12 protein-coding genes are annotated in these 13465 nt (G+C 70.3%); 9 read left to right on the top strand and 3 right to left on the bottom strand.

The genetic code is table 11. The features are described 5' to 3' along the window. Nucleotides 1-129: 129 nt before the first annotated feature. Complete coding sequence (locus ACWD3C_RS45470; protein ID WP_451154173.1) at nt 130-2529, bottom strand: ATP-binding cassette domain-containing protein; 2400 nt, start codon at nt 2527-2529, stop codon at nt 130-132. Nucleotides 2530-2793: 264 nt separating this feature from the next. On the opposite strand from ACWD3C_RS45470, the gene ACWD3C_RS45465 reads away from it, so the two are divergent. The 6 genes from ACWD3C_RS45465 to ACWD3C_RS45440 all read left to right on the top strand — a co-directional run bounded on the left by ACWD3C_RS45465 (nt 2794) and on the right by ACWD3C_RS45440 (nt 7652). Next, nucleotides 2794-3354: an RNA polymerase sigma factor gene (locus ACWD3C_RS45465; RefSeq protein WP_451154171.1), complete on the top strand. Its 561-nt coding sequence runs from the start codon at nt 2794-2796 to the stop codon at nt 3352-3354. Beyond that, nucleotides 3351-4193, top strand: a complete 843-nt coding sequence (locus ACWD3C_RS45460) for a zf-HC2 domain-containing protein (protein ID WP_451154169.1) — start codon at nt 3351-3353, stop codon at nt 4191-4193. Before ACWD3C_RS45465 ends, ACWD3C_RS45460 begins: the two co-directional genes overlap by 4 nt. A 23-nt stretch (nt 4194-4216) precedes the next feature. Continuing rightward, nucleotides 4217-5023, top strand: coding sequence for an ABC transporter ATP-binding protein (locus ACWD3C_RS45455; protein WP_451154167.1), 807 nt, complete (start codon nt 4217-4219; stop codon nt 5021-5023). Further along, a complete protein-coding gene (locus tag ACWD3C_RS45450) occupies nt 5020-6417 on the top strand; it encodes a hypothetical protein (RefSeq protein WP_451154165.1) in 1398 nt (465 codons plus the stop codon). Before ACWD3C_RS45455 ends, ACWD3C_RS45450 begins: the two co-directional genes overlap by 4 nt. Then, nucleotides 6414-6989: a hypothetical protein gene (locus tag ACWD3C_RS45445; RefSeq protein WP_451154163.1), complete on the top strand. Its 576-nt coding sequence runs from the start codon at nt 6414-6416 to the stop codon at nt 6987-6989. The genes ACWD3C_RS45450 and ACWD3C_RS45445 overlap by 4 nt, the downstream gene beginning before the upstream one ends. Before the next feature lie 126 nt (nt 6990-7115). Continuing rightward, nucleotides 7116-7652, top strand: a complete 537-nt coding sequence (locus tag ACWD3C_RS45440) for a DUF4396 domain-containing protein (protein WP_451154161.1) — start codon at nt 7116-7118, stop codon at nt 7650-7652. A gap of 359 nt (nt 7653-8011) precedes the next feature. Here the strand turns inward: ACWD3C_RS45440 and ACWD3C_RS45435 are convergent, their stop codons facing one another. Together ACWD3C_RS45435 and ACWD3C_RS45430 are read right to left on the bottom strand one after the other, a co-directional pair. Beyond that, complete coding sequence (locus ACWD3C_RS45435; protein WP_451154159.1) at nt 8012-9712, bottom strand: amidohydrolase; 1701 nt, start codon at nt 9710-9712, stop codon at nt 8012-8014. 303 nt (nt 9713-10015) lie between these two features. Beyond that, on the bottom strand, nt 10016-10318 hold the full coding sequence (locus ACWD3C_RS45430) for a CoA transferase (RefSeq protein ID WP_451154157.1): 303 nt from the start codon (nt 10316-10318) through the stop codon (nt 10016-10018). Nucleotides 10319-10773: 455 nt separating this feature from the next. Here ACWD3C_RS45430 and ACWD3C_RS45425 point away from each other — a divergent pair, with 455 nt between their 5' ends. From ACWD3C_RS45425 to ACWD3C_RS45415, 3 genes are all read left to right on the top strand, one after another. Beyond that, entirely contained in the window at nt 10774-12042 is a 1269-nt protein-coding gene (locus ACWD3C_RS45425; protein WP_451154155.1) for an MFS transporter, read from the top strand. A gap of 493 nt (nt 12043-12535) precedes the next feature. Beyond that, on the top strand, nt 12536-12856 hold the full coding sequence (locus ACWD3C_RS45420; RefSeq protein WP_451154153.1) for a transposase: 321 nt from the start codon (nt 12536-12538) through the stop codon (nt 12854-12856). An 82-nt stretch (nt 12857-12938) separates the two neighbouring features. Further along, the coding region (locus ACWD3C_RS45415; protein ID WP_451154151.1) for a transposase at nt 12939-13465 on the top strand (527 nt) is incomplete at its 3' end.

Below are 13465 nucleotides of genomic sequence, written 5' to 3'. Positions count from 1 at the left end.
GAGCACCAGCCCAACCAGCGAGCACCAGCCCAACCAGCGAGCACCAGCCCAACCAGCGAGCACCAGCCCAACCAGCGAGCACCAGCCCAACCAGCTCGGGAGCGAAAGCGAGCTTTCGCTCCCCTCGCCTCAATCGCTTGTGCCGACGTAGGCCGCCAGGTGCTCGCCGGTGAGGGTGGAGCGGGCGGTGACGAGGTCGGCGGGTGTGCCCTCGAAGACGATCCGGCCGCCGTCGTGGCCGGCGCCGGGGCCGAGGTCGATGATCCAGTCGGCGTGCGCCATGACCGCCTGGTGGTGCTCGATGACGATGACGGACTTGCCGGAATCGACCAGCCGGTCGAGCAGGCCGAGCAGCTGCTCGACGTCGGCGAGGTGCAGGCCGGTGGTCGGCTCGTCGAGGACGTAGACGCCGCCCTTCTCTGCCATGTGGGTGGCCAGCTTCAGCCGCTGCCGCTCGCCGCCGGACAGCGTGGTGAGCGGCTGGCCGAGGGTGAGGTAGCCGAGCCCGACATCGGCGAGCCGGTCGAGGATCTTGTGCGCGGCCGGCGTGCGGGCCTCACCTGCGCCGAAGAACTCCTCGGCCTCGGTCACCGACATCGCGAGCACCTCACTGATGTCGCGGCCGCCGAGGTGGTACTCCAGCACCGATGCCTCGAACCGCTTCCCCTCGCACTCCTCACAGGTGGTGGAGACGCCGGCCATCATCCCCAGGTCGGTGTAGATGACGCCAGCACCGTTGCAGGTGGGGCAGGCGCCCTCGGAGTTGGCACTGAACAGCGCCGGCTTCACGCCGTTGGCCTTCGCGAACGCCTTGCGGATCGGGTCGAGCAGTCCGGTGTACGTCGCCGGGTTGCTCCGTCGCGAGCCGCGGATCGCGGTCTGGTCGACCGACACCACGCCCTCGCGGGCCGGGATCGCCCCGTGGATGAGCGAGCTCTTGCCGGACCCGGCGACGCCGGTGATGACGGTGAGTACCCCGAGCGGGATGTCGACGTCGACGTCACGCAGGTTGTTCGCCGTCGCGCCGCGGATCTCCAGGGTGCCGGTGGACTCGCGCACCGTCTCCTTGAGCGCGGCCCGGTCGTCGAGATGGCGGCCGGTGACGGTGTCGCTCGCCCGCAGCCCCTCGACGGCGCCCTCGAAGCAGACGGTTCCGCCCGCCGTGCCGGCGCCGGGGCCGAGGTCTACGACGTGGTCGGCGATCGCGATCGTCTCCGGCTTGTGTTCCACGACGAGCACCGTGTTGCCCTTGTCCCGCAGCCGCAGCAGCAGGTCGTTCATCCGCTGGATGTCGTGCGGGTGCAGACCGATGGTGGGCTCGTCGAACACGTATGTGACGTCGGTGAGCGAGGAGCCGAGGTGGCGGATCATCTTCACGCGCTGCGCCTCGCCGCCCGACAGCGTGCCCGCCGGCCTGTCGAGCGAGAGGTAACCGAGGCCGATCTCCACGAACGAGTCGAGAGTGTGCTGCAGCTTGGCGAGCAGTGGCGCCACCGACGAATCCTGGAGTCCGCGGACCCATCCGGCCAGGTCGCGGATCTCCATCGCGCAGGCGTCGGCGATGCTGATCTTCTCGATCTTCGACGACCGGGCCAGTTCGCTGAGCCGGGTGCCGTCGCACTCGGGACACTCGGTGAAGGTGACCGCCCGGTCCACGAACGCCCGGATGTGCGGCTGCATCGACTCCCGGTCCTTGGAGAGGAACGACTTCTGGATCTTCGGGATCAGCCCCTCATAGGTGAGGTTGACGCCGTTGATCTTCACCTTGGTCGGCTCGCGGCGGAGGAAGTCGTACCGTTCCTTCTTGGTGTACTCGCGGATCGGTTTGTCCTGGTCGAAGAAGCCCGACTCGGCGATGACGCGCACCACCCAGCCGCCCCCGGTGTAGGTGGGGATGGTGAACGGGTCCTCGGCGAGCGACTTGGAGTCGTCGTAGAGCTGGGTGAGGTCGATGTCGGAGACCGTGCCCCGGCCTTCGCAGTGCGTGCACATGCCGCCGGTGCGGCTGAAGGTCACCTTCTCGGTCTTGGTCTTGTCGGCACCGCGGTCGACCGTGAGCCCACCGCTCGCCGAGACCGAGGCGACGTTGAACGAGAACGCACCGGGCGGGCCGATGTGCGGCTTGCCGAGCCGGCTGAAGAGGATGCGCAGCATCGCGTTGGCGTCGGTGGCGGTGCCGACCGTGGAGCGGGGGTCGGACCCCATCCGCTGCTGGTCGACGGTGATCGCGGTCGTCAGCCCGTCGAGTACGTCGGCCTCGGGCCGCGCCAGCGTCGGCATGAAGCCCTGCAGGAAGGCGCTGTAGGTCTCGTTGATCATCCGCTGTGACTCCGCGGCGATCGTGTCGAACACCAGTGAGCTCTTGCCCGAGCCGGAGACTCCGGTGAACACCGTCAGCCGGCGCTTCGGTATCTCGATGCTGACGTCCTTGAGATTGTTCTCGCGTGCGCCGTGCACGCGGATCAGATCGTGGCTGTCGGCAGCGTGCGGCGCAGACGCCGGCGTGTCCGTCCCCGTGGCCATGCTCATCGTGTCTCCATCTGCATCTGTTGGGCCGGGCCGCCTTCGCGGCCTCCATCGATGTCGCCCGGCTCGATCTAACCAAGCTTCGAGCAGTACGTCTTGTTCTCCGCTGCAGTCACGCTAGGTGCGGCTGGGGGGCCGGCGCTTCTCAATTCCTGACCGGTCTGGTGATCGATCCCTGCCATCGGGTCGGGACTTCCGCCGGGGCCGCATGTGACGGGGATCACGCCGGGGGGAAAACCTGCCGTCCGGGCCGGGCGTCTAGCAGGTGTGAGATCAGCAAGGGCAGCGCTGCACGAGCTGGACGAGGAGCGTCTCGTCCAGCTGGTGGCAAGAGGCGACCGTGCCGCGTTCGAGGAACTGTACCGGCGTACGTCGCCGTGGCTGGCGGTGCGGCTGCGCCGTCGCTGTGCGGACGAGCAGATCGTCGCCGAGGTCATGCAGGAGACGTATCTGGCGGTGTGGCGCGCGGCGGGCGCGTTCGCGGGGACCGCGGCCGGAGGGACGGCCCTCGGCTGGCTGTGGACGATCGCGGCGCGCCGCCTCGTCGACGCGTTCCGGCGCAGGGCCCACCACGCGGAGCCGCCGCCCGCGGCCGCGGCGCGGCCCGTGGCGCCCGCCGCCGAGGAGGAGGCGCTCGCGGCGACCGTCGGCGGTGACATCGGGGACGCGCTGCGGCGCCTGGCGCCGGAACTCAGACAGGTACTGCAGGCCATGGTGCTCGACGGGCTGTCCGTCCGGGAGACCGCCGTCCTGCTCGGGCTGCCCGAGGGCACGGTCAAGACCCGTGCCCGCCGGGCCCGGATCGCGATGCGGAGGGCGCTGGCATGAGTGCGGAACACGCGTCGATGCGGCTCATCGACGGTTACGCGCGCGGCGACGCGGACATCGCCGCCGACGAGGTGTGGGCCCTGGAGGCCCATCTGGAAGCGTGCCGGGTGTGCCGTGACCGGCTCTCGGCCGCCGCCACGGCGCGGGCGCCCGACGTGGCGGCGCTGGTCGGCACCGTGTGGTCCGGCCTCGAACCCCACCTGGCCGCCACCGTCACGATGCCGCGCCGACGGCGCTGGGCGGCGCGGCTGTCGGCGTGGCTGACGCCCGCGATGGTGCCGTGGCTGGCCATGGTCGTGGGCGTGACGCTGCTCGCGCTGCTGCTCGACCTGGTCGACACCGGCATCGGCTCCGGCTCCGGCTCCGGCTCCGGCGAGGTGTCGCTGGTGCTACTGCTCGCCCCGGTCCTGCCGGTGCTCGGCGTCGCGGCGTCGTGGTCACGCGGCCTGGACCCGGCGTACGAGCTGACGGCCTCCGCGCCGAGGGCGGGACTGCATCTCGTGCTGCGGCGCACCGCGTCCGTGCTCGCCGTGGTCGTCCCCGTGCTGCTGGTGGGTGGATGGGTGACGGGGGTGATGGTGGCCCAGTGGCTGCTGCCCTGTCTGGCCTTCACCTCGACGACCCTGGCGCTCGGCGGTGTCGTCGGCGTGACCCGTGCCGCCGTTGCGCTGGTGGCGGTGTGGGCCGCCGTGGTGGTGGCGCCGACCCTGGCCGCGAGCCGTACGACCTTCGCCCTGCAGACGGACGGTCTGCCCGTGTGGGGGCTGATCCTCGCGCTCGGCATCGGTGCCGTGATCGCCCGCAGGGGCGCGTACTCCGTGCTGGGAGCCCATCGGTGACCATCGGAAAGGAACACGACACGATGCCCGCAGTGAACGCGGCCGACATCGCACCGACGGCCTACGCCTGGGAGATCCAGGCCACCGGGCTGAAGGTCAGGGTCGGCAGGAAACGGATGGCCGTCGACGGGCTCGACCTGTCGCTGGGCACCGGCGTACACGGTCTGCTCGGACCCAACGGGGCGGGCAAGACCACCCTCATCCGGGCGCTGGCCACCGTCCTGCGCCCGGCCGCCGGGACCCTGGAGCTGCTCGGCGAGTCCGTGGGCGGCCTGGGCGAGCACCGTGCGCTGCGCCGACGGATCGGCTATCTGCCGCAGGAGTTCGGCTACTACAAGCGCTTCACGGTGCGCGAGTTCGTCGAGTACATGGCGTGGCTGAAGGAGGTGCCCAAGGCGGACATCCCGGCGGCGGTGCAGCGCGCCGTGGAGCGGGTGGGCCTGGCGGACCGCGCCGACGAGCGGATGAAGGCCCTGTCGGGCGGCATGGTGCGACGGGTCGGCATCGCCCAGGCCATCGTCAACGACCCGTCGGTCCTGCTGCTGGACGAACCGACGGTCGGCCTGGACCCGGCGCAGCGGCTGCGCTTCCGCGAACTGCTGCAACAACTCGGCACGGACACCTGCGTGGTGGTCTCCACCCACCTGGTGGAGGACGTCGCCGCCGCCTGCACCGACGTGGTGCTCTTCGCCGAGGGCCGCCTGGTCTTCCAGGGCACTCCGGACGAGCTGGCCGCGGCGGGCGGCCCGGAGCATGTGGGCGACAGCCCGCTGGAGCGCGGCTATTCGGCGCTACTGCTGGGCCCCGACCAGGGAAGGGGCACCTGGTGAACGTCCGTGTCCTGCACATCGAGCTGAGGCGCTCCGTCGCCCCGTGGGCCGGGGCCGTGGTCCTGGCGGCCGCGCTGGCGTTCCTGTATCTGATTTCCGGACCGTGGTGGCAGGGCACTGCGGCGTGGACGGCCCAGTGGACGTCCATGGCCCTGTGGACCCGCTCCCTGCTGATCTTTCTGTGGCCGCTCGCCGTGGGGCTCGGGGCACTCCAGGGGCTGCGCGACCACCGCTCGAAGATGCCCGAGCTGCTGACGAGCACACCGCGGCCCGCCTGGCACCGCGCGGCCACGCTGACGGGCACGACGGCGATGACGCTGGCCTCGGCCTTTGCGCTCCTCGTCCTCGTGGGCGCGGTCCAGGTGCTCGCCGGCACCGAGTACACGCACCTCGGGTGGCTGCCGATCTCGCTGGTGGGGGAACTCTCCCTCGTCGCGGGGGCCGTGCTGGGCATGGGGGCCGGGCGGGCCCTGCCATCCGCGCTCACCCCGCCGGCGCTGGCTGTGGGCGCCTTCGTGTTCACGGCCCTCATGCACATGTCGTTGGGCCGGACGGAGACGACCACGGTGACGGGGATCCCGAACACGGAGCCGAACCGGGTCTCCCTGCTGTCACCGGCGGTGGAGGAGGTGCGCGAGGTGCTCGTCACGCTCTCCGCCTCCGTGCACGTCGGGCAGACGATCTGGCTGCTCGGCATGGCCGCGACCGGCTTCGCGCTGCTGGTCGCCGCGACCCCGCGCGCCCGGCTGATCGCCCTGACGCCCGTCCTGGCGGGCGTGGTGATCGCCCTGCTCGTCCTCCCCTCCGACCCGCGCCAGATGTATGTCGTCGACGAGGCCGCCGCGGAGTTGGTGTGCGACGGCCCGGTGTGCGTGACGAAGACGCACCAGGCACGACTCACCGACCTCGCGGGTCCCGGTAAGGAGGCGCTGCGCCTGCTGCACGGCGCCCTGGGCGGCCAGGCGCCGGTCTCGGTCCGGGAGAACACCGCCGTACTGCCGGACGGCTCCACGCCGCAGTGGTCCCGCAAGACCGTGCTCTTCGACTTCGACGACGACATCATCGCCGCCGCGAAGGGTGAGGAGCTGCCCCGGGCCCTGATCGCCAAAGGCATGGTGCCAGGGTGCTCCCCCCTCGGCTGGAGCAGCTTCGGGGGAGATGAATTCGCGCAGACCGTCGCGGTGGGCTGGGTCCTCGGGGACCTCAGGTCGCTTCCCGGCACAGAGCCGGCGAGTTTGCGCCGCGAGGCCGACGCCGAAGCCCGCCCGGTGTGGAAGGAACTCAAGGCGCTTCCACGGGCCGAGCAGCTCTCGCGGGTCAACGCGATGCGCGCCGCCGCGCTCTCCTGCGAGGGCGACGCGTTCGACGCGCTGAACGGCGGTGCGTCCCGGTGAGATGGCTGACGCTGTACGCGCGCTCGCGGCAGGTGCCCGCGTCGCTCGCCGCCGTGGTGATCGGCGCGGTGGCGGTGTGGGCACTCGCCCGGGACGGGGGCGAGGGGCCCGGTGATCTGCGGCCGGCCGTGCTCGTCCTCGCTACGGCGGCGATGGCGGTCTCGATCGGGCTCAGCGGACAGGACCCCGCGCTGGACCGGACGGCCGCGATCCGCTGGGTGCCCCGCAGAGCGGCGCACGTGCTGCTCGCCGGCGCGGTCGTCGGCGCCGTGCTGCTGACCGTGCAGGCGATGGGCGAGGACATGGCCACGACCGCGTTCGTCGTCCGGGACAGCGCGGGCCTGATGGGGCTGGTCGCCCTGGGCGCGGCGCTCTCGGGCGGCCAGTACGCATGGACGCTGCCGTTCGCCTGGCTCTCGTTCTCGTTCTTCGCCCCGCCCCCGACGAGTGCGCCGATGCAGGTGGCGACCTGGATGCTGCTGCCACCCGGCACCACGGCGGGCACCTGGACGGCCCTGGTCTTCACGGTCGCCGGCACCGCCGCCTACGCCTTCGCCGGACCGAGACGGTAGCCGACCCGGGCTCCATCAGCCGTCCCCGGAGAACAGACCCCTGGCATTATACCCCCCCGGGGTATAATCTCTCTGACTGTCGACTCAGGGACGTGCCCCTACGGACGGGGAATGGGGAGGAAGCTCATGGACCACAACGCTCACCACGCCAGCACCGCGCACGACCAGGCCGCCCACGAGGTCCACCACGGTCACGCCGGCCATGCGATGCCCGATAAGGGGCACGGAGGAGCGTCCTGGGCAACGGCGGCGAAGGCGACGCTGCACTGCCTGACCGGGTGCGCCATCGGCGAGATCCTCGGCATGGTCATCGGCACCGCCCTGCTGTGGGGCAACGTGCCGACCATGGCCCTCGCGATCACCCTCGCATTCCTGTTCGGCTACTCGTTCACGCTGTTCGCCGTGCGCCGGGCCGGTCTGGACTTCAAGACCGCGATCAAGGTGGCGCTCGCCGCCGACACCGTTTCCATCGCCGTGATGGAACTGGTCGACAACGGCATCATCGCCCTCACCCCGGGCGCGATGGACGCCCACCTTTCCGACGGGCTGTTCTGGTCGGCCCTCCTGGGCGGGTTCGGGGTCGCGTTCCTGATCACCACGCCCGTGAACAAGTGGATGGTCGGCCTCGGCAAAGGCCACGCCGTTGTCCACGCCTACCACTGACAACCGACCGACCAACGCGCGCCGGGGGTGCCTCTGGGAACACGGGGGTGCCCGGGCGCGTCTGCGTCGCCGCGCCACGGTCAGCCCGTCGAGGGCCCTCACAGTCCCTCGCCCGCGAAGACCCTTCGCACCGTCGGGAACGGCTCCCCCAGGCGGCGCGGCTACGCGACCACGGCCCTGGCGCCCAAGGACGAAGGTGCCTGAGCACACGGATGCCGCACCTGTGCCCGGCGCTCGCCGACGGGCCACCGCGAAAGCGGCCCCCTCGGCAAGCCCCACGTCACGTCGACGGCCAGCTGGTTTCGGGCACGCCCGCCGCGGCCGTGCACGCGCCGGCCGACGAAGTCACTGAACTCCGGTCAGCGGCGCCGTCGACCGACTTCGCCACTGTCGTGGACCACCGCACCTCCGACCACGGTCAGCACCGATCTCAGCTTCTTGAGTTCCTCGGCCGGTACCGAGAAGTAGTCGTCGTTGAGCACCACGACGTCGCCGAGACGGCCGACTTCGAGGGTGCCCAGCAGGTCCTCGTCCGGCCCGCCGAGGAACCATTGGTTGGCACGGGTGTACAGGTGCAGGAGTTCCTGACGGGTGATCTGCTGCCCGGCGTTGATCCGGGCGCCGAGCGCGTTCTTGCCGGTGGTGGCGTAGTAGGCGTGCACCCACGGGTTCATCGGGGCTATCTGCATGCCGTCCGAGCTCATTCCGGCGGGGATGCCGTTGTCGACGATCGTGCGGAACGGTGGCCCCGCCGCCGGGCCGGTCCCCGCGAGGTACTGCCAGCCGGTGAGGTTCACCCCGCCGCCCACCGCCTTGAGCCGGTCGAGGTACTCCTTCGTGATCCGGGGTACGTGCGCGACGACCCATCGCAGATCCTTGATGCCGATCTCGGCCTCCACCTCCTCGAAAGCCTGGATCTGGGTCCGGAAGTCGCTCCCGTTGAGCGAGTGCACCTCGACGCGCCAGCCGGCCCTGGCGCACCGCCGGGCCGCCTCCAGGAACACCGGTCCGCCGGAGTAGTCGGCGGCGATGAACTCCCCGATGCCGCCGGTGCGCACCATGTCGTTGCCGAAGAACTTGAACGTATTGAGCAGCCGCTGGCTCAAGGTGGGCACCGAAGGGTCCTCGTCGAGGTGCAGGTGGTTGATCCGGAGCCGAATGATGCCCTTGGCCTCGTCATAGACCGACAGGAAGGGCAGGTGCATCGCGTAGAGGTCCTCGCTGGCGGCGACGTCGGACGGCGTGCCGGTGGCCGGAAACGCGCCTTGGTCGAGGTGAGTGGTGACGCCCAGGCTGACGGCATAGGCCATGGCGTCCAGCACACTGCGCTTGCGGTCGTCGAACGTGAGCGTGCGGCGCAGTGCCAGGGTCGCCTTTCCGGTTTCGGAACCGGCGGCGATGGCGCCGTCCGCCCCTACCGTCACCGGGATGTCGGCGGCCTCGAAGAACCGCTTGCCGAGGGTGTTCGTCACGCTCGGGCCGCTGAAACTGAGCGAGATGTACGCCGGGTGGTGCGGCAGGGCGTCGTCCAGCTCCGCCAGCGTCGGCAGGCGTACCTCCTTGAACTGGTTGGAGTGGAAGCCACCGATCGTGGTGACGAACTCGCCGACCGGTACCTGCCGCGCCCGGTCGCGGTAGGTGTCCAGCACGTCGGCGAGCGAGTACGCGTTCTCCAACGGGGTGTGGTGGCCAGGCCTGTTGCCCATCAGCACGATGTGGTTGTGGCAGTCGATGAGACCCGGTATCGCGGTGCGCCCCTTGAGGTTGACGGTGTGCGGACGGCCGTCGAAGCCGCTCCGGGCCGCCCGCACGTCGTCCCCGACGTAGACGATCTTCCCGTTCTGGATGGCCACGACGCTGACCACCCTGTCGCGCCGGTCCATCGTGTGGATCCGACCGTTGCGGAGCACCAGATCGGCACGCAGCGCGCCTTCGCGATACTGCTCGCCGGCGAAGACGGGCGCGATTCCACCCAGCGTGCCGAGCGTGGTGGCGCCGGCCACGGCGCCGCCACGGAGCATGCCTCGGCGGGACAGGCCATCAGGGTTGTCCATGCCCATGCGTAGGTCACCTTCCTGGAGAACGTCGGCCGAGCCGCGGGCGGCGGGGGCCTGAGACGAAAGAGAAGCCGTACGGGTGCCGGGGGGATGGGGTATGGCCGAGGGAGCGAAGTCGGCGATGACGTATCGCGGGTCACTCCACACGGGTACCGCGCGACCGGCATCGCCGCTGGGTACGCGAGTACGGGGAACGACCTGGCCAGGCGTGGCCGGGGTCAGTGATACGGCGTCCAGGTGACACCGATCCGGCCGGTGGCGCCTGTTCGAAGGTGGTGTTCAGGACTTGACGCTTCTGGTCAGGGGTCAGCTCGTTGTTGGTGCGGCCGAGCACGCACAGGGGCGGGCGGTCGAATCCAGCGGGGCGGTCTCGCCGTCATCGGGGATCGGGGCGCCCTGCCCGGCGCCGAATCCGCTCATCGACGCGTAGCCGACCGCGGGATTGTCCGCGTCGGCGGTCTCGTGGTCGAGGCCGAAGTGGTGCGGCCCGCGGGGCTTTCGGTTCTCGATCACCACATCGGCGCGCGCGGCCGACTCGCGGTTGGCGATCGGGCCGTCCGGGTCGCGAAGGCCGTCCATCTTGATCACATCGGGGCCGACACCGGCCATCACTCAGCTTGGTCATGCCGTTCAGCACCCCTCTGTACGCTCTACGGACGAACGTCCGTCAGTGTTGGAGGATCTGAGACGCCCTGTCAAGAGACAGGACGCCTGGCGGACCAAGCGGGCCGCTCGCATGCGGGAGCCAGGATGCCTTCCCGTCCCGCGTACAGAAACGTGGGCGGCAGACCCACTTTCCGGCGAACTCGGAGCGGGTCTCTCGTACCACGGCAAGGCCCCGGCTGAGCGCCTCGAAGGGCTCCGGGCCGCCGCCGGGCAACCGCCGACCCAGGTCGCACTTATTGACAGGTGAAGGCCGTCACATCATTCTGGGGCCTCGCTGACCGCTGTACGGACAGTTGTCCGAACCTGGTCGACTCGCCTCCGCAGAAGCATCACGGTGCGTCGGCCTGTGCCGGGCAGCGGCCCGCGGCTTCCCCTCCGCCCCGCAACTGGAGCAGCACATGAGCAAAACGTCCCCACCGTCCCAGGCCGGCACCGGCCTTGCCGGATCCGAACCACTGACGAAGGCTTCCATCGCGATCGGGTTCGCCGTCCTGTGCGCCTCGTACATGCTCAACGCGATGGACAGGCAGCTGTTCTACCCCCTGCTGCCGGATATCCGGGCGGAACTCGGCTTCTCCCTGGAGCAAGGAGGGCTGCTGGCGACCGGCTTCACCTTGGGGCTCGCGTTCGCCGGCCTCCCTACCGGCTACCTGGCCGACCGGCTCTCTCGCAAGGCCATCATCCTCGTCAGCGTGGGGGTCTACTCGCTCGGCACGCTGGCCATCCCATTGTCCACGGGTTTCGTGGACATGAGCGTGTACCGGCTGCTCTCGGGCATCGGGGAAGGTGTCCAGGCCACCGCTCTGTACGCGGTGATCGGGGCGTTCTTCTTCCACCGCCGCGCGGTGGCTGCGGGGGTCGTGGGAGTCGCCTTCGGTGCCGGTGTCTTCCTGGGCCCGCTCATCGGCACCCAACTCGCCGAGAGCTGGGGCAGCTGGCGGGGACCGTTCTTCCTGTTCGCCGCGGTCGGCTTCGCGATGTGTCTGGTCATCGCCGGTGCGGTCTCCCGCAGATTGACGGAGGCCGTTGCCGGTAACGCTGCCGAGCCTGCCGCCTCCTCCTACGACCATGTCCCGCCCTCGCCGTACAACCGCAACACCCTCGGCCTCGGCATCGCCTCGGCCGTCTCCGGGATGGTTTTCTACGGCTACCTGGGCCTGTACCCGACCTTCCTGCGCGAGGAGCTCGACTTCTCACCGGGACAGGCGGCTCTCGGCGCCTCCATGGGCGGCCTGGGCGCGATGATGGCTCTGCTGGCCGGATGGCTGGGCGACCGTGTGAACCAGAGCCGCCTGCTGGCGCTCGCTTTCGCTGCCACCGCGGTCTCCACTTACTTCATGTACCAGGTCGCCACCTCGGCACCGGCCCAGTACGTGCTGTCCTTCCTGGTAGGTGTTTTCGCCAGCGGTTTCCTCTTCACCAACTGCGCGACGGCCATGCAGCGCTCCGTCCGGCCCGGACACGTCGGGCGAGGAGCGGGACTGTTCATCCTCACCTACTACATCGCGGCCGCCTTCTCCGGTCTCCTCTTCGCCCGCCTCGTCGACGAACTCGGCTGGCAGGGCGCCGGACTCTGGCAGCTCACCGTCCTGCCCGTGGTCGGCATCGCCGGACTCGCCCTGGTCAGGGCATCCAGAATGGTCCTCCCGCGAGCCTCCACGCAGTAGCACGACGACCTTCCCTCGGCCCCTGTCACCGCAGGACCGGGGCCGAGGGTGCGGTGGGGTGTCGTCCCCGCGCTGCCGCGACGCGTGATCAGACTGTCTCGATGCGCCTGCCCCGGCGTCCGGCTGTCGCGCGAGATCGACAGCCGTCATGGGGAGGCGCGGGGAGAGTTCCGGACCGCAAGAGATCGCCCAACGCTGTCATCCCGGTTGCCCCGGATACGGCCAAAGGACCGCAGCGCACCACTCACCCCCGAAACCGCCCCCGCCCGGCCCGTTCAGGCTTGACGCAAGACATGGAGGCACCCCCAAGCGACGGTGGGAAACCCGCGCCGCCGCGTCGTGTGGTCAGAGCCTCGGACGGCCCCTGACTGCGTCGCCGGACCACCGCCGCCCTGCACGGCCGACGTGGCCAGGCTGTCGCCCCGGAGTGGAAGGCCCGGCGTCGGCTCCTGCGCGACCGTGAAGACCTCACCGACGTCCAGGTCACCACGATGTGGAACGAGCTCATCGACGCCGGGACCATCGGCATGACTCTGCTGACCGCCTGGATCGCGAAAGAGCGGCTGCGCGACTGCTCGCCACCGCCCGCACCGGCGCCGACCGCCACCGCATCGGCCACCTGCGGTTCGGGTTCCTGACCTGGTGCGCGGACTCCGACACACCCGAAGTCCGCCGGCCGACCGCCACGGTGGACCGCTGGTGGCCGGAGATCGCCGCGTTCACCGACACCGGGCACAGCAACGCCAAGAGCGAAGGCATCAACCGCGTGATCAAGCTCGTCGCCCGCAACGCGTTCGGCTTCCTTGCATTTTGAGTTCTAGGTCACGCCGGGTGACCGTGGCTGGTCGGGGGTAGGACGGATTCCGCGGTTCTCATGACAGCAGGGCGGCCTCTGCATGATCGTGTCTTCTCGCCACGAGTTGACAGTCGATCAGGCAAAGGCCGTGATGCACACTCTTCCCTCTCCCGCGCCCGATGTCGATGCCCTGCGCGAACTGGCCGCGTTCCGAAGCCAGTTGCGCTCCTGTCTGCACCGCCGAGGCGATGCACTGTTCGAACTCGCCGATGCGATGCTGTGCACCGCCCATCCGGTGCAGTCACCGGTCGAGCTGTCGCTGGAGCCGGAGTTCCTGCGGCGGCACAGCTCGGTCTACGACGCGCTGCACCACGGGCGGGTCTCGACCGACCGGCTGCGGCAGGCCCTGGTCCAGCGCCTGTCCCCGGCCGCGGCGGGCGAGCCGCTGATGTTCGCCATCGACACCACCCCGCTGGCCCGCCCCGACGCCCGCTTTGCCGACCAGCGGACCATAGTGATGGTCCGCGCCAAGGGTCCGGACATGTTCCTGCCCGGCTGGGACTACAGCGTCCTGGCCGGCATCGGCTGGGGCGCCACCTCCTGGGTGCAGCCACTGGAGGCGCGGCG

Source organism: Streptomyces sp. NPDC002845, from assembly GCF_053591955.1.
Note: the sequence above shows the minus strand (reverse complement) of the source record. Positions and strands in the feature narration are given on the sequence as shown.